This window comes from Xylophilus sp. ASV27, from assembly GCF_016428875.1.
Classification (GTDB): Bacteria; Pseudomonadota; Gammaproteobacteria; order Burkholderiales; family Burkholderiaceae_C; genus Xylophilus.
Window position 1 is genome coordinate 1 of sequence record NZ_JAELTO010000106.1, and the last position, 15,484, is coordinate 15,484.

The following is a 15,484-nucleotide window of genomic DNA, read 5'->3' on the forward strand; positions in this document are numbered from 1 at the left end:
CTTCGGCGGCGACGACGGCAAAGCCGCGGCCCTGCTCGCCCGCGCGCGCGGCCTCCACCGCGGCGTTGAGCGCCAGGATGTTGGTCTGGAAGGCGATGCCGTCGATGACGCCGATGATGTCGGCGATGCGCCGCGAGCTGTCGTTGATCTCCTTCATGGTGCCCACCACCTGGGTCACCACGTCGCCGCCCTTGACCGCCACGCTCGAGGCGTTCTGCGCCAGCTGGTTGGCCTGGCGCGCGTTGTCCGCGTTCTGGCGCACGGTGGAGCCCAGTTGCTCCATGGAGGCGGCGGTTTCTTCGAGTGCCGAGGCCTGCTGCTCGGTGCGCGCGGACAGGTCGTTGTTGCCCTGGGCGATCTGCGCGCTGGCCGTGGCCACGCCTTCGGCGTTGGCGCGCACTCCGCCCACCACCTTGGCCAGGCTGTCGCGCATATGCATCAGGCCCGTGAGCAACTGCCCGACCTCGTCCTTGCCGCGCACATCCACCTCCACCGTCAGGTTGCCGGCGGCGATCTGCTCCGAGGCGTGCATGGCACTGCGCAAGGGCCGGGTGATCAGGCGGGTCATCCACATGGCCACCAGCCCGCTGACGATGAAGCCCGCCAGGACGAAGCCGATCACGCCCATCTGCACTTGGCTGTAGGTTTCCTCGGCCACGGAGCGGGAGTTGTTCGCACCGCGGATGTTGATCGCGGCGAGCTTGGCGATGGACTGCACGAAGCCCTCGAAGGCAACGCCGGAGCCCTCGACGAAGCGCTGGCTGATTTCGTCCTGGCCCGCATCGCCGCTGTTGGCGCGGACGAGGCCGACCACGTCGTCCATGGCCTTGAGGTAGGCGTCGCGCTGCTGCTCGTATTCACGATAGAGCTGCGCTTCTTCTCCCTGCCTGGTCGTGGCCAGGTAGGCTGCCTCCGCGTCGGCCAGCGCCTTGCGCCGGGCGGCCAAGGCGCCGATCTGCACGTCGCGCTTTTCCTGGGTGCGCGACGCGACCAGGTTGCCTTCGACCAGCCGCAGCCGGTTCGCGTTCACGCGTATGTCGTTCAGGGCCTCCACGGTGGGTAGCCAGTGGCCGGCGATCTCCGCCACGTTGCCGTTGATCCGCGCCAGCGACCCCAGGGCGATGCCGCCCATGCCCAGCATCAGCAGCAGCATCAGGCCATAGGCCAGCGCCAGCTTCGACCCAATCTTCCAATTGGCAATTTTCATGACGCACCACATTCCGCAAAAAATTCAATGATCGTACAACGCCCTCGCGAGCGCGCCAGGACATCCGTCAACAATCCGGCGAGCACTGCTCCAGCGCGACGGCGAACGGGATCAGGCCGGCTTGCGGCTGCGGTAGCTGGCAATGCCGTCGGCCACTTCCTTGCGGGCCGCGTCCACGCCTTCCCAGCCGGTGACCTTGACCCATTTGCCGGCTTCCAGGTCCTTGTAGTGCTCGAAGAAATGGCTGATCTGCTGGAGGATGAGCGGGTGGATGTCCTCGGGCTTCTGGTAGTGGCTGTAGATGGGCAGCAGCTTCTCGGTGGGGACGGCCAGCACCTTGCCGTCCACGCCGGCTTCGTCTTGCATCATCAGGATGCCGATCGGGCGGCAGGGCACGACCACGCCCGGCGGCAGCGGGAAGGGCGTCATCACCAGCACGTCGACCGGGTCGCCGTCGCCCGACAGCGTCTGCGGCACATAGCCATAGTTGGTCGGGTAGTGCATGGCCGTGGTCAGGAAGCGGTCGACGAACACCGCGCCGCTTTCCTTGTCCACCTCGTATTTCACCGGATCGGAGTTCATCGAGATTTCGATGACGACGTTGAAGACGTCGGGAGCGTTCTTGCCGGGGCTGACTTTGTCGAGGGACATGGAGGTTTCGCAGAAGGGATGAAGGGGCCCACGCCAGTGATGCAGTGGACGGGAGGAAGCAGCGCGGAATTCTACTGACCGGGTGCGGCTGCCGTACGCAACTGGCGTGACGCTACATTTTTAGTAGCACAAAACCAAGGAATGATATGGGCTTCATCGGTTTTTTGTTCGTCATCCAAGGACCAGCATGCAGCGCGGCGTCCCGGCACAATGCAGCGCATGCAATACCACTTCATCGCCAACGCCGCCCTGCCCTCGTCTTCCGGCCGCATGCTGCCGGTCATCGATCCGTCGGACGGGCAGCCCTATGACGAGATCCAGCGCGGCGATGCGCAGGATGTCGACAGCGCCGTGCAGGCCGCGCGCCAGTGCTACGACGCGGTCTGGAGCCGCAGCAGCGCGGCCGAGCGCGGCCGCCTGCTGATGGCGCTGGCCGAGGCGGTCGCCGCCCACGCCGAGGAGCTTGCCGCCATCGAGCAGCGCGACTGCGGCAAGCCCACGCGCCAGGCCCGTGCCGATGCGCGGGCGCTGGCCCGGTACTTCGAGTTCTACGCCGGCGCCTGCGACAAGCTGCACGGCGAGACCCTGCCCTACCAGCACGGCTACAGCGTGTTCACCTGGCGCGAGCCGCACGGCGTCACCGGCCACGTGATCCCCTGGAACTACCCGATGCAGATCTTCGGCCGCAGCGTCGGCGGCGCGCTGGCCGCGGGCAACGTCTGCGTGGTCAAGCCCTCGGAGGACGCCTGCCTCTCGCTGATCCGCGTGGCGCAGCTCGCGGCCGAAGTCGGCTTCCCGGCCGGCGCGATCAACATCGTCACCGGCTACGGCCATGAGGTGGGCGACGCGCTGGCGCGGCACGAGGGCATCGACCACATCAGCTTCACCGGCAGCCCCAAGGTCGGCACGCTGATCCAGCAGGCCGCCGCCGAGCGCCATTGCCCGGTGACGCTGGAGCTGGGCGGCAAGAGCCCGCAGATCGTCTTCGCCGACGCCGACCTGGACGCGGCCCTGCCCACGCTGGTCAACGCCATCGTGCAGAACGCCGGGCAGACCTGCTCGGCCGGCTCGCGCCTGTTGGTGGAACAGTCGGTCTACGAGCCCCTGCTGGAGCGGCTGGGCCACGCCTTCGAGGCGCTGCGCGTGGGCCCGGCCGCGATGGACCTGGACGTGGGCCCGCTGATCCGGCAGACGCAGCAGCAGCGGGTCTGGGATTTCCTGTCGGACGCGCAGGTGGCGGGCATCCCCATGGTGGCGCAGGGCACGGTGGTGGACGAGGCGCCCGAGACCGGCTACTACCAGGCTCCCACGCTGCTGCGCGACGTACCGCCCGGGCACCGCCTGGCGCAGGAGGAAGTCTTCGGCCCGGTGCTGGCCGCCATGTCCTTCCGCGACGAGGACCACGCGGCGCAGCTCGCCAATGGCACCGACTTCGGCCTGGTGGCCGGCGTCTGGACGCGCGACGGCGCGCGCCAGTTCCGCATGGCCCGGCGCATCCGCAGCGGCCAGGTCTTCATCAACAACTACGGCGCCGGCGGCGGCGTGGAACTGCCCTTCGGCGGAGTCAAGTCCTCGGGCTACGGGCGTGAAAAGGGCTTCGAGGCGCTGTACGGCTTCACCACCCTCAAGACCGTGGCCATCCGCCACGGCTGACGGCCGAGCGCAAGGGCGGGCTTCAGCCCAGCGCCGTGTCGAGCAGCATCATCAGCACGAAGCCGATCATCAGCCCGCCCGTCGCCCAGACCTCGTGGCCCTTGCGATGCGACTCGGGGATGATCTCGTGGCTGATGACGAACAGCATGGCCCCGGCAGCGAAGCCCAGGCCCCAGGGCAGCAGGCCGGTGGAGTACTCGATCACCGCCGCGCCCAGCACCGCGCCCACCGGCTCGACCAGGCCGGAGGCCATGCCCAGGCCCACGGCGAGCTTGCGGCTGTAGCCGGCGGCCAGCAGGGCCACGGCCACCACCAGCCCTTCGGGAACGTCCTGGATCGCAATGCCGGTGGCCAGCGCACTGGCGCGCAAGGCGTCGTTGCCCGCAAAGCCGACGCCGATGGCCAGGCCCTCGGGCAGGTTGTGCAACGCAATGGCGAAGACGAACAGCCAGGTGCGGCGCAGCGTGCGCGTGCTCTGGCCCTCGACGCCCTTGATGAAATGCTCGTGCGGCACCAGCCGCTCCATCAGCAGCAGCATGGCGCCCCCGAGCAGGATGGCCGTGCCGATCACTCCGCCCGCGCCCCAGGGGCCATGGCCCGCGAGCTTGGCCGCCGCGATGCCCGGAATGATCAGCGAGAACGCACAGGCCGCCAGCATGACCCCCGCGCCAAAGCCGAACAGCGTGTCCTGCGTGCGGTCCGACAGGCGCTGCGAGAACAGCACCGGCAAGGTACCGAGCGCCGTCGCCAGCGCCGCCACCATGCCGCCGGCAAAGGCATCGCCGATGACCGGGCTGGCGCTGATGAAGCGCCAGGACTGCGTCCCCAGCACCACCAGCAGCAGGCAGCCAATGGCGACGCCCAGCACGGGCAGCCTGCGCAGCGACTGCATCACGGAACGGGATTGCGGCATGAAGAAGGCTCTGCGCAAGCGCGTGGCGACGGGAGATCAGCCCTTGGCCGCGGCGTAGCGGCGGGCGACTTCGGGCCAGTTCACCACGTTGAAGAACGCCGCGATGTACTCGGGCCGGCGGTTCTGGTACTTGAGGTAGTAGGCGTGCTCCCACACGTCCAGGCCCAGGATCGCGGTATTGCCCGAGCCCACGCCCTGCACCAGCGGGCTGTCCTGGTTGGCGCTGCTCTCCACCACCAGCTTGCCGTTCTTGTCCACGCTGAGCCACGCCCAGCCGCTGCCGAAGCGGCTGATGGCCGCCTTGGTGAAGGCTTCCTTGAAGGCGTCGAAGCCGCCCAGGTCGCTGTCGATGGCCTTGGCCAGGTCGCCCTCGGGCTTGCTGCCCTTGGCCGGCGCCATCACGGTCCAGAACAGGCTGTGGTTGTAGTGGCCGCCGCCGTTGTTGCGCACCGCCATGCGGATGCCTTCGGGCAGCGACTCCAGCGATGCCAGCAGTTCCTCGACCGGCTTGCCGTCATGGGGCGTGTCCTTGACGGCGGCGTTCAGGTTGTTGACATACGCCTGATGGTGCTTGGTGTAGTGGATCTCCATCGTCTGCGCATCGACGTGCGGCTCCAGGGCGTCGTAGGCGTAGGGAAGGGCGGGAAGGGTATAGGCCATCGGGAAACTCCATGTGGATGGGTGGAAAAGACTGCACCCGCGGCACGGCAGAACGGATCGACGTACCGCGAACCTTTGACTTTTAACATGCTTTGGCCATCTTTTCTGAAGGCCGGGGCCGCAATCTGCCGGCACCGGCCGGCGGTCGGCGGTCGGGGTCATTGCGCGCCCATGGCACGCGCCGACCCTACATCGGCACAATCGCAGCATGTCCCGATCCACCGTGCATGCCATCGCCCTGCAGGACCTGCGCCCCGGCCGCACCGGCGCGGTGCCGCGCGGCACCCCGGGTGAGCGCCTGCACGACCGGCTCGGGCGGCCGCTGCGCGACCTGCGCATCAGCGTGACCGATCGCTGCAACTTCCGCTGCGGCTATTGCATGCCCAAGGAGGTGTTCGGCAAGGACTACCCCTACCTGCCCCATGCGGCGCTGCTGAGCTTCGAGGAGATCAGCCGGCTCGCGCGGCTGTTCCTGGCGCAGGGCGTGCGCAAGATCCGGCTCACCGGCGGCGAACCCCTGCTGCGCAAGGACCTGGAGCGGCTGGTGGCGCAACTGGCCGCGCTGCGCACGCCCGAGGGCCTGCCGGCCGACCTCACCCTGACCACCAACGGCTCGCTGCTCGCGCGCAAGGCCCGCGCGCTGCGCGACGCCGGACTGCGGCGCGTGACGGTGAGCCTCGACGGCCTGGACGACGCCGTGTTCCGCCGCATGAACGACGCGGATTTTCCTGTCGCCGAAGTACTGCGCGGCATCGACGCCGCGCTGGCGGCAGGCCTCGGGCCGGTGAAAGTCAACATGGTGGTCAAGCGCGGCACCAACGAGCAGGAGATCCTGCCGATGGCGCGGCATTTCCGCGGTACCGGCGTGGTGCTGCGCTTCATCGAGTACATGGACGTCGGCGCCACCAACGGCTGGCGGCTGGACGAAGTGCTGCCCTCGGCCGAGCTGATCGCCCGGCTGCGCGCCGAATTGCCGCTGGTGCCGCTGCAGGCGGCGCAGCCGGGCGAAACCGCGCAGCGCTGGGGCCATGCCCAGGCCGGCGTACACGACCCGGCGCTGGGCGAGATCGGCGTCATCAGCAGCGTGACCCAGGCCTTCTGCCACGACTGCAACCGCGCCCGCCTCTCCACCGAAGGCCGGCTCTTCCTGTGCCTGTTCGCCAGCCAGGGCCATGACCTGCGCGCCCTGCTGCGCGGCGGCGCGGCGGACGAGGACATCGCCGCGGCCATCGCCGGCATCTGGCAGGGCCGCAGCGACCGCTACTCCGAACTGCGCGCGACCCAGGCGCCCGACACGGCCAACGCGGCCCGGCGCGTCGAGATGAGCTACATCGGCGGCTAGCCGTGGCCGCCATCTCCCAGGACGACATCACCGGCCTGGTGCTCGCAGGCGGTCGCGGCAGCCGCATGGGCGGCCTCGACAAGGGATTGCAGCCCTTTCGCGGCCAGCCGCTGGCGCTGCGTGCGCTGCAGCGCCTGGCTCCGCAAACCGGGGCGTTGCTGGTCAATGCCAACCGTCACACGGCGGACTACGCCGCCTGGGGCCATGCGGTGGTGGCCGATGCGGCGCCGGACTTTGCCGGCCCGCTGGCCGGCATGCTGGCCGGGCTGCAGCACTGCCGCACCGGCTGGCTGGTCACGGTGCCCTGCGACAGCCCGCTCTTCCCGCTGGACCTGGTGGCCCAGCTGGCCGCCGCCGCGCCGAGCGGCATGGCCGTGGTCACGGCCCGCGCCGCCTCCGCCGCCGCGCCGCGCCTGCAACCGGTGTTCTGCCTGATGGCCGCCCGGCTGGCGCCCGCGCTGGCGCACTATCTGGCCCAGGGCGGCCGCAAGGTCGGGGAATGGGCCGCCCTGCAAGACGCGGTGCAGGTACCCTTCGGTCCGCCCCGGGACCATGCGCTGGCGTTTGCCAACGCCAATACGCTCGAAGAGCTGGACGCGTTGGAAGCGGCGGCGCGCTAACCCGGCGCCGGAATGCGCCCCAGCGCCACGTCGACGCCCAGATTGGCGAGCTGGTCGGCGCGCTCGTTGCCCGGGTCTCCGTTGTGGCCCCGCACCCAGCGCCATTCGATCTTGTGGCCCGAGTTCTGCACCAGTTCGTCGATGCGCTGCCACAGTTCGACGTTCTTCACCGGCTCCTTGCTGGCGGTGCGCCAGCCGCGCGCCCTCCAGCCGTGGATCCACTCGGTGATGCCCTTGAGCACATACTGGCTGTCGATGTAGAGCGTGACGTCGCAGGGGCGCCTGAGCGCAGACAGGCCCTCGATCACGGCCGTCATCTCCATGCGGTTGTTGGTGGTGAGGCGTTCGCCGCCGAAAAGCTCCCGCTCGGTCATGCCGGACTTCAGCAGCACGCCCCAGCCGCCAGGGCCGGGATTGCCTTTGCAGGCACCGTCGGTATAGATGTCAACGTGATTCAAAAGGAAAGACTCTTTGTAGCAATGTTTCAGAAGCGCGATGATGGCGGCGTCACGGGCCCGCGGCTCGCCACCGACGCCGGACTGGCGGCCGCGCGCACAGACACCCTCTTCCAGGCCGGCTCCAGCAGGCGCATGCCATACACGCGCTTGACGGCGACGACGAAGTAAGCGGCGCCGAAGATCGGCCACCAGCGGTCGCCCGCCCGGTCCAGCCAGGCATGGCGATCGAGCCAGCGCTGGCTACGCACCGCGGGACGCCAACAGCCGAACTGTACCGATTCCACTTCGAACGACAGCAGGCGCAGCCAGTCGCGCAACCGCCAGTAGCCGATGAAGTCGACCTCGCCGGGCAGATAGTGCCGGCCCAGGCCGAAACGCCGGGCCAGCCGCGCGCGGCGCTCCTTCAGCCCCCAGAAGCTCACCGGATTGAGCCCGCAGATGATCACGCGGCCCTCGGGCATCAGCACCCGCTCCACCTCGCGCAGAGTGGCATGCGGATCGATGCTGGTCTCCAGTGCATGGGGCAACAGCACCAGGTCCAGGCTGCCCGCGGCAAAGGGCAAGGCGCTGGATTGCGCCACCAAAGCGGGTGCGGCGAAGGCATCCTCGCCAGGGACCGGCTCGCTGCGGGTGCCCACCAGCCAGCGATGCGGCATGCGGTTGGTCCGCAGACCCTCGAGCAGCGGCAGCCCCAGCTGCACGCCGTGGTACCCGAACAGGTTGGCCACTGCCTGATCGAAGCACTCTTGCTCCCATTGCAGCAGGTAACGCCCCGGGGGGGTGGAAAACCAGGGGTGCAAACCTATAATTTCGTCGCTCATGACCTTGGAACCGCTGCCCGCCTTTAACGACAACTACATCTGGATGCTGCACGAAAGGCAGCGGGCCGTGGTGGTCGACCCGGGCGAAGCCGGGCCGGTGTTCGAGGCACTGCAGGCCCACGGTCTGCAACTCGACGCGATTCTAGTCACCCACCATCACCACGATCACACCGGCGGCGTGGCGGTGCTGCGCGAGGCCACCGGAGCGCAGGTGTTCGGACCGGCCCATGAGGCCGTACCGGAGCCGGCCATCCGCCTGTCACAGGGCGGCGCGGCCGAAGCGCTGGGACTGCGCTTCTCTGTCCTCGATGTGCCCGGCCATACCGCCGGGCACATTGCCTTCTGGTGTGCGTATGCGGGCGGCGCGCCGGTGCTGTTCTGCGGCGACACGCTTTTCTCCGGCGGCTGCGGCCGCCTGTTCGAAGGAACGCCGGCGCAGATGCTGGCCTCGCTCGACGCGTTGGCCGCCCTGCCGGGCGACACGCGCGTGTGCTGCGGACACGAGTACACGCTGGCCAACCTGGCCTTCGCCCTTGCCGTGGAACCCGGCAATGCGGCGCTGGCCGACTACGCGGCCCGCTGCCAAAGCCTGCGCGCCGCAGGAAGGCCCACGCTGCCCTCCACCATCGCGCTCGAGCGCCAAGTCAACCCATTTCTGAGAAGCCGTACCGATGCCGTCGCCCATGCGGCGCAGCGCCACTCACCCTCGGCCCCCCACGACGAGGAAGGCATCTTTGCCATCCTGCGCCAATGGAAGAACGAATTCCGATGAAGCTGATTACCGCCGTCTGGCTCGCCCTGGCCCTGTTCCTCACCGGCTGCGCCACTGCCCCCTCTCCCCAGACTGCAGGATCCTCGACCGGATCGTCCGCGCCGCCCACCGCCTCCCGAACCCCGATGGTGCCGGCAGGCCCGCTGCAGCCGATCACGGCAGGCAGGATCCATCCGCATGACGTCGCCCAGCTAGCGCCGCCGGCCGACCTGTGGGAACGCATCCGCCGGGGCTTCGCCATGCCGGACCTGGACAGCGACCTGGTACGCGACCGCGAGCAGTGGTACGCCTCACGGCCGGACTACATGCAGCGCATGACCGAGCGCTCGCGCAAGTACCTGTTCCACATCGTCGAGGAACTCGAGCGTCGCGGCATGCCGACCGAACTCGCCCTGCTGCCTTTCATCGAGAGCGCCTTCAACCCGCAGGCGGTCTCCAGCGCGAAGGCAGCGGGCATGTGGCAGTTCATGCCGGCCACCGGGAGCGACTACCAGCTCAAGCAGAACCTGTTCCGCGACGACCGCCGCGACGTGCTGGCCTCGACCCGGGCGGCGCTAGACTACCTGCAGAAGCTCTACGGCATGTTCGGCGACTGGCAACTGGCGCTGGCGGCCTACAACTGGGGAGAAGGCAGCGTGAGCCGCGCCATCGCCAAGAACGCGAAGCTGGGCCTGCCCACCACCTACAGCGACCTGTCCATGCCCAACGAGACACGCTACTACGTGCCCAAGCTGCAGGCGGTGAAGAACATCGTGGCACACCCGGAGACGTTCAACACGGAGCTGCCCCTGATCGAGAACCACCCCTACTTCCAGACGGTGGACATCACGCGCGACATCGACGTGGCGCTGGCCGCCAAGCTGGCCGACGTGGCACTCAAGGACTTCAAGGAGCTCAATCCGTCCCTGCACCAACCGGTGATCTTCGCCGCCGGCACGCCGCAGATCCTGCTGCCCTGGGACAACGCCGCGATCTTTCGCCGCAACCTGGAGGCCTATGCCGATGGCCAGTACGCCAGTTGGACCGCCTGGACCGCGCCCAGCACCATGACCGTGGCCGCGGCCGCCGCGCGCTTCGGCATGGACGCGGCCGACCTGCGGCAGATCAACAACATACCGCCGCGCATGCTGATCAAGGCCGGCTCGGCACTGGTGGTGCCGCGCTCGGCCAAGCTGCAGGAGGACGTGGCGGTCGAACTGGCCGACAACGGGCGGCTGGCGCTGGCGCCCGAGGTCGTCACCCGGCGCACCCTGGTCAAGGCGCGCAAACGCGATACCGTCACGACGGTGGCGCAGCGCTACCGCGTCACCCCGGCCGACGTCGCGACCTGGAACGACGTGAAGTCCGGCACCACTTTTCGCTATGGCGAGCAGTTGGTGGTCTACCTTCCGGTGTCCGTAGGCACCAAGGCACACGTACCCCGCGCCGCCAGCCATGGCTCCGCGGGCCGGAAGCCGGCCGCCAGCCCGAACCGCGCCGTTGCCAGAGCAAGCGCCGCTGCGCCCAAACGGCGCTGAACGCGGGGTAACTGAAGGCAATTGCTGACAGCCCCCATCGCATAAGGCGCACAGGCCGCCTTCCGTTCCTTTCCCTACGATGGCTGTGGTTTTTCGCAGCCATACAGCAGACGGCCTCCAGTGCCGTCCACAAGGAACGGTCATGCCCCACGACAACGCCCGGCGCGGGTTCCTGCGCCATTCGATCGCCATCGTGCCGGTCGCCGCGCTCAGCAGCGCCGGCTGTACACAACAAACCCCGACCGCCTCCGCCGTCCCGCCCCCTGCAGAGGCCACTGCTGCGCCGTCCACGCCCTACTCGCCCTCCTTCTTCAGCGCACCGGAGTGGGCGTTCGTCCAGGCCGCGGTGGCGCGCCTGATCCCGGCCGACGACACCGTCCCGGGCGCCATCGAAGCCGGCGTGCCGGAGTTCATCGACCGTCAGATGGATGCGGCCTTCGGCCACGCGGCCCTCTGGTACATGCAGGGCCCCTTCGTCGAGTCCCCGCCCGAGTTCGGCTACCAGGGCAAGCTGCCGCCGCGCGACGTCTACCGCGCCGGTATCGAGGCGTGCGACGCGTACTGCAAGAGAACCTTCGAGGGCAAGGCTTTTGCCCAGCTCGACACCGGGCAGCAGGACCAGGTGCTCAAGGGCCTGGAGTCCGGCGAGGTGGCATTGGACGGCATCTCGGCCACGACGTTCTTCGGCTTCCTGCTGCAGAACACCAAGGAGGGCTACCTGAGCGACCCGATCCACGGCGGCAACAAGAACGCCGCAGCCTGGAAGATGATCGGATTCCCCGGCGCCCGCGCGGACTTTGCCGACTGGGTCGGACGCCCCGGCGTGGCCTACCCGCTGCCGCCCGTCAGCATCAGCGGGCCGCAAGGCTGAGGAGGGCAGCATGGCCACACAGAAGAATCCCGCCGTGGACGCGGTGCTGGTCGGCTTCGGCTGGACCGGTGCCATCATGGGCATGGAACTCACCGCCGCAGGCCTCAAGGTGCTGGCGCTGGAACGCGGCGAGATGCGCGACACCAACCCCGACTTCGCCTATCCGCGCATCACGGACGAGCTGTCCTACGGCATCCGCGGCAAGCTGTTCCAGAACCTGGCCAGAGAGACCGTGACGGTACGCCACACCCCGGGCGAAGTGGCCGTTCCCTACCGGCAACTGGGTTCTTTCCTGCCGGGCGACGGCGTGGGCGGCGCCGGCGTGCACTGGAACGGCCACCACTGGCGTCCGCTGCCCGACGACCTTCGCATCCGAAGCCGTTACGAGGAGCGCTATGGCAGGAATTTCATTCCCGCGGACATGCACCTGCAGGACTGGGGCGTGAGCTACGAGGAGATGGAGCCCTTCTTCGACCAGTTCGAGAAGGTCTGCGGCATCTCCGGCAAGGCCGGCAACCTGCGCGGCCAGATCCAGCCCGGCGGCAACCCGTTCGAGGGCGCGCGCAGCAGCGAATTCCCGCTGCCGCCGCTGGCCTCCATCAACAGCGCATTGCTGTTCGAGAAGGCCACGCGCGAGCTGGGCTATCACCCCTTCCCGCAGGCCGCGGCCAACGCCTCGCGTGCCTACACCAATCCGCACGGAGCCCAGCTCGGGCCCTGCAACTTCTGCGGCTTCTGCGAGCGCTACGGCTGCTACATGTACGCCAAAGCATCTCCGCAGACCACGCTGCTGCCGACCTTGCTGCACCGTCCCAACTTCGAGCTGCGCACGCGCTCGCACGTGATCTGCGTGAACATGGCGCCGGACGGCAAGCGCGCGACCGGCGTCACCTACATCGACGCCCAGGGCAACGAAGTCGAGCAGCCGGCCGACTTGGTCATCCTGTGCGCCTATCAGTTCCACAACGTGCGCCTGCTGCTGCTGTCCAACATCGGCGAGAAGTACGACCCGGCCACCGGCCGCGGCGTGGTCGGGCGCAACTACGCCTACCAGATCAACGGCGGCGCCACGCTGTTCTTCGACAAGAGCCAGCCGATGAATCCCTTCGTCGGCGCGGGCGCCAGCGGCACCGTGATCGACGACTTCGACGGCGACAACTTCGACCACGGGCCGCTGGGCTTCATCGGCGGTGCCACCATCAACTGCATCAACACCGGCGGCCGTCCGATCCAGCAGATGAGTGTGCCCGCCGACACCCCGACCTGGGGCGCCGCCTGGAAGCGTGCCATCAAGGACAACTACCTCTACACTACCAGCGTCGGCAGCCAGGGCTCGGTCATGAGCTACCGGGACAACTACCTGGACCTGGACCCGACCTACAAGGATGTCTACGGCCAGCCGCTGCTGCGCATGACCTTCGACTGGAAGGCCAACGACATCGCCATGACGCAGTTCATCGGCAGCAAGGTCGAGGGCATCGCCAAAGCCATGGGGCCCACGCAGATGCAGCTCGCCTTCCGGAAACCTGGCGACCACTACGACCTGCGCGTCTACCAGTCCACCCACAACACCGGAGGCGCGCCCATGGGCACCGACCGCAGCACCAGCGCCGTGAACCGCTACCTGCAGACCTGGGACGTGCCCAACGTCTTCGTCATGGGGGCCAGCGCCTTCCCGCAGAACTTCGGCTACAACCCGACCGGCATGGTCGGCGCCCTCGCCTACTGGGCGGCCAAGGCGATCCGCGAGCAGTACCTGAAGAGCCCCGGCGCCCTGGCCTGAAGGAGACGACGATGGCCCTCTCGCATCCTTCCCGCCCAGTACTGCTGGCCCTGGCATGCGGCCTCGCCGCCCTGCCCCTGCTCGGCCAGGCGCAGGACGGCACACCGCCGGCGGCCAATGCCGCTGCCGCGGCACCGCACGATCCGCAGATGCTGCGTGGCGCCTACCTGGCCCGCGCTGGCGACTGCGTCAGCTGCCACACGCGGCCCCAGGGCGCGCCCTTTGCCGGCGGCCTGCCGCTTGCCACGCCCTTCGGCACCATCATCTCCACCAACATCACACCGGACCCGGAGCAGGGTATCGGCACATACAGCCAGGCGGACTTCACGCGGGCGCTGCGTGAAGGCAGGGCCAGGGACGGCCGCTACCTGTACCCGGCCATGCCCTATACCAACTTCTCCCGGCTCAACGACGAAGACCTGCAGGCGCTCTATGCCTACTTCATGAAGGGCGTGCAGCCTGCCCGCCAGGACACCCCCCGGACCGAACTGCGCTGGCCGTTCAGCATGCGCTGGCTGATGGCCGGCTGGAACCTGCTCTATCTGCCGGGCCAACCCTACGCGGCCGATGCGTCGCGGAGCGCCGAATGGAACCGGGGCGCCTACCTGGTGCAGGGCCTGGGTCACTGCAGCGCCTGCCACACGCCACGGGGCGTCGCCGGCGCGGAGAAAGCCTCCAGCGAAAAGAGCGGCGAAGCCTTCCTGGCTGGCGCCGTGATCGACGGCTGGTACGCCCAGCCGCTGCGCAACACCGCCGAGCCGGGACTGGCAACCTGGTCGCAGCAGGAAATCGTCGACTACCTGAAGACCGGCCGCACCGGCAAGACCGCGGCCTTCGGGCGTATGGCACAGGTGGTCGCCAACAGCACCCAGTACATGACGCGCGAGGACCTGGGGGCGATCGCGACCTACCTCAAGTCGCTGGGCGACAGCAGCGCGGAGTCCGCTGCGGCAGCGGACTCCGCGGCGGCCCATGCCACGGCCGTGGCGCTGCGCGACGGAAAGGCCGAGCAACCCGGCGCATTGGTCTACCTCAACAACTGCAGCGCCTGCCACCGCTCGGACGGCCAGGGCGCACAGCGCACCTTTCCCACACTGGCTCGCAGCAGCACGGTCGCGGCCAAGGACCCGACCTCGCTGATCCGCCTCGTGCTTCAGGGTTCGGCCATGCCGCACACCACCGAAGCTCCGTCCGCCCTGGCCATGCCCGGTTTTGGCTGGCGGCTGAGCGACCAGAATGTGGCCGACCTGCTCAGCTTCGTGCGCAGCAGTTGGGGCAACCAGGCCGCTGCGGTCACGCCGCAGCAGGTCGCCAAGATCCGCAGCAGCCTGCCGGCACCGGCCGTTGCACCGACACAGAAGGCGGCATTGCGCTAGAGGGAATGGAAGTGTGCCCGCGGGCACACCCCTAATCTTACTGTGTCATAAATATCATAATTCGATCTTCCGGACTTCGATTTGGAGGATCGATGAATGCAGCCGAGCGCTTCGATAGCTATCTGGAGCACCTGAGCGAAGGCCTGGGTCACGTGGACCGGCATGCGGGCCTTCGCGGTTACTGCACGGGCCTGATGCTTCCTCTGTCGCGCAAGAGCGTGGAGCCCATGGCCGCGCGAGTGGACCCGACACACGCCAGCGCCCGGCACCAAGCACTGCACCACTTCGTCGCCAAAGCCGAGTGGTCCGACACGCAGATGCTGCGTCGCGTGTGCCAGTGGGTGATGCCCAAGATGGACTTCAGTCAGCGCGGCTGGTGGATCATCGACGACACCGGGTTCCATCATCACGCCGCGTTGAGCATCGCCGCCTACGGGTTCCTCATGGCCGAGCGCCTCGTCGCCGACAAGTCTGTCGGCGATAAAAAAAACTTCATCGAACGCCAGGTGCCTGCCGTTCCCGAGGATTACGTCCCCCGAGGCAGTCCTGCGCGCGCAACGCCACGTGGCGACGTCGATCACGACACTGCGCCATCGACTGAGCTATCAGTTGATCGCTCGTCTCGGGCAGTGCCCATGCTGCGGAAGGGCAAGCGCAAAGCATCTTTTATGACACAGTAAGATTAAGGCAACGCTGAACAAGTCCACCACTGGCGGCTCGAATGCGTTGTGATCCGATGAAGCAACAGACCCTGGCAGCAGCGGCCGATCAAGAGGCCGGATTCGAGCAATACCGCCGCCCCACCCGACGCGATGTGTTCCTGGCGACGATGGAAGAGAT

The 15,484-nt window shown here is 68.2% G+C and carries 14 protein-coding genes and 2 pseudogenes; 10 read left to right on the plus strand and 6 right to left on the minus strand.

The window, feature by feature from the left end; translation table 11 throughout:
• On the minus strand, positions 1-1,207 hold a 1,207-nt coding region (locus tag JHD63_RS24800), incomplete at its 3' end, for a methyl-accepting chemotaxis protein (RefSeq protein ID WP_198972240.1).
• Positions 1,208-1,318: 111 nt separating this feature from the next.
• A complete protein-coding gene (ppa, locus tag JHD63_RS18295; RefSeq protein ID WP_198972241.1) occupies positions 1,319-1,858 on the minus strand; it encodes an inorganic diphosphatase in 540 nt (179 codons plus the stop codon).
• Positions 1,859-2,077: 219 nt separating this feature from the next.
• Between ppa and JHD63_RS18300 the strand changes: the two genes are divergently transcribed.
• Entirely contained in the window at positions 2,078-3,511 is a 1,434-nt protein-coding gene (locus JHD63_RS18300) for an aldehyde dehydrogenase family protein (RefSeq protein WP_198972242.1), read from the plus strand.
• Between the two features lie 22 nt (positions 3,512-3,533).
• On the opposite strand, the gene JHD63_RS18305 is transcribed toward JHD63_RS18300, so the two are convergent.
• Positions 3,534-4,424 (minus strand): ZIP family metal transporter, encoded by an 891-nt coding sequence (locus tag JHD63_RS18305; RefSeq protein WP_198972243.1) that lies wholly within the window; start codon positions 4,422-4,424, stop codon positions 3,534-3,536.
• Positions 4,425-4,460: 36 nt separating this feature from the next.
• A complete protein-coding gene (locus JHD63_RS18310) occupies positions 4,461-5,084 on the minus strand; it encodes a superoxide dismutase (RefSeq protein WP_198972244.1) in 624 nt (207 codons plus the stop codon).
• A gap of 208 nt (positions 5,085-5,292) precedes the next feature.
• Between JHD63_RS18310 and moaA the strand changes: the two genes are divergently transcribed.
• Positions 5,293-6,426, plus strand: coding sequence for a GTP 3',8-cyclase MoaA (gene moaA, locus JHD63_RS18315; protein ID WP_198972245.1), 1,134 nt, complete (start codon positions 5,293-5,295; stop codon positions 6,424-6,426).
• 2 nt (positions 6,427-6,428) lie between these two features.
• Positions 6,429-7,046 carry a molybdenum cofactor guanylyltransferase MobA gene (mobA, locus tag JHD63_RS18320; RefSeq protein ID WP_370590570.1) on the plus strand — a complete coding sequence of 206 codons (618 nt, stop codon included), beginning with the start codon at positions 6,429-6,431 and terminating at the stop codon, positions 7,044-7,046.
• Here mobA and rnhA read toward each other — a convergent pair.
• Together rnhA and JHD63_RS18330 are read right to left on the minus strand one after the other, a co-directional pair.
• Positions 7,043-7,504, minus strand: coding sequence for a ribonuclease HI (gene rnhA, locus JHD63_RS18325; RefSeq protein ID WP_198972246.1), 462 nt, complete (start codon positions 7,502-7,504; stop codon positions 7,043-7,045). The genes mobA and rnhA overlap by 4 nt on opposite strands.
• A gap of 26 nt (positions 7,505-7,530) precedes the next feature.
• Entirely contained in the window at positions 7,531-8,304 is a 774-nt protein-coding gene (locus JHD63_RS18330; protein WP_198972254.1) for a class I SAM-dependent methyltransferase, read from the minus strand.
• 19 nt (positions 8,305-8,323) lie between these two features.
• Between JHD63_RS18330 and gloB the strand changes: the two genes are divergently transcribed.
• From gloB to JHD63_RS18365, 7 genes and pseudogenes are all read left to right on the plus strand, one after another.
• The gene (gene gloB / locus JHD63_RS18335; RefSeq protein WP_198972247.1) at positions 8,324-9,097 is read left to right on the plus strand and encodes a hydroxyacylglutathione hydrolase; all 774 of its coding nucleotides are present in this window, start codon (positions 8,324-8,326) and stop codon (positions 9,095-9,097) included.
• On the plus strand, positions 9,094-10,614 hold the full coding sequence (locus tag JHD63_RS18340) for a transglycosylase SLT domain-containing protein (protein ID WP_198972248.1): 1,521 nt from the start codon (positions 9,094-9,096) through the stop codon (positions 10,612-10,614). Before gloB ends, JHD63_RS18340 begins: the two co-directional genes overlap by 4 nt.
• Positions 10,615-10,756: 142 nt before the next feature.
• Positions 10,757-11,485, plus strand: a complete 729-nt coding sequence (locus JHD63_RS18345; RefSeq protein WP_198972249.1) for a gluconate 2-dehydrogenase subunit 3 family protein — start codon at positions 10,757-10,759, stop codon at positions 11,483-11,485.
• Positions 11,486-11,495: 10 nt separating this feature from the next.
• Entirely contained in the window at positions 11,496-13,268 is a 1,773-nt protein-coding gene (locus JHD63_RS18350; protein WP_198972250.1) for a GMC family oxidoreductase, read from the plus strand.
• 11 nt (positions 13,269-13,279) lie between these two features.
• The gene (locus JHD63_RS18355) at positions 13,280-14,644 is read left to right on the plus strand and encodes a cytochrome c (RefSeq protein ID WP_198972251.1); all 1,365 of its coding nucleotides are present in this window, start codon (positions 13,280-13,282) and stop codon (positions 14,642-14,644) included.
• Positions 14,645-14,736: 92 nt separating this feature from the next.
• Positions 14,737-15,049 (plus strand): annotated as a pseudogene (locus JHD63_RS24165) (transposase); the annotation flags it as partial.
• A 331-nt stretch (positions 15,050-15,380) separates the two neighbouring features.
• Positions 15,381-15,484, plus strand: a pseudogene (locus JHD63_RS18365) (IS5/IS1182 family transposase); the annotation flags it as partial.

What these genes read in the sequence shown, in the direction of transcription:
- JHD63_RS18345 (WP_198972249.1), top strand. Translation starts at nt 10,757, where the DNA reads ATGCCCCACGACAACGCCCGGCGCGGGTTCCTGCGCCATTCGATCGCC.
- moaA (WP_198972245.1), top strand. Translation starts at nt 5,293, where the DNA reads ATGTCCCGATCCACCGTGCATGCCATCGCCCTGCAGGACCTGCGCCCC.
- JHD63_RS18350 (WP_198972250.1), top strand. Translation starts at nt 11,496, where the DNA reads ATGGCCACACAGAAGAATCCCGCCGTGGACGCGGTGCTGGTCGGCTTC.
- JHD63_RS18310 (WP_198972244.1), bottom strand. Translation starts at nt 5,084, where the DNA reads ATGGCCTATACCCTTCCCGCCCTTCCCTACGCCTACGACGCCCTGGAG.
- JHD63_RS18300 (WP_198972242.1), top strand. Translation starts at nt 2,078, where the DNA reads ATGCAATACCACTTCATCGCCAACGCCGCCCTGCCCTCGTCTTCCGGC.
- JHD63_RS18355 (WP_198972251.1), top strand. Translation starts at nt 13,280, where the DNA reads ATGGCCCTCTCGCATCCTTCCCGCCCAGTACTGCTGGCCCTGGCATGC.
- JHD63_RS18340 (WP_198972248.1), top strand. Translation starts at nt 9,094, where the DNA reads ATGAAGCTGATTACCGCCGTCTGGCTCGCCCTGGCCCTGTTCCTCACC.
- gloB (WP_198972247.1), top strand. Translation starts at nt 8,324, where the DNA reads ATGACCTTGGAACCGCTGCCCGCCTTTAACGACAACTACATCTGGATG.
- ppa (WP_198972241.1), bottom strand. Translation starts at nt 1,858, where the DNA reads ATGTCCCTCGACAAAGTCAGCCCCGGCAAGAACGCTCCCGACGTCTTC.
- JHD63_RS18305 (WP_198972243.1), bottom strand. Translation starts at nt 4,424, where the DNA reads ATGCCGCAATCCCGTTCCGTGATGCAGTCGCTGCGCAGGCTGCCCGTG.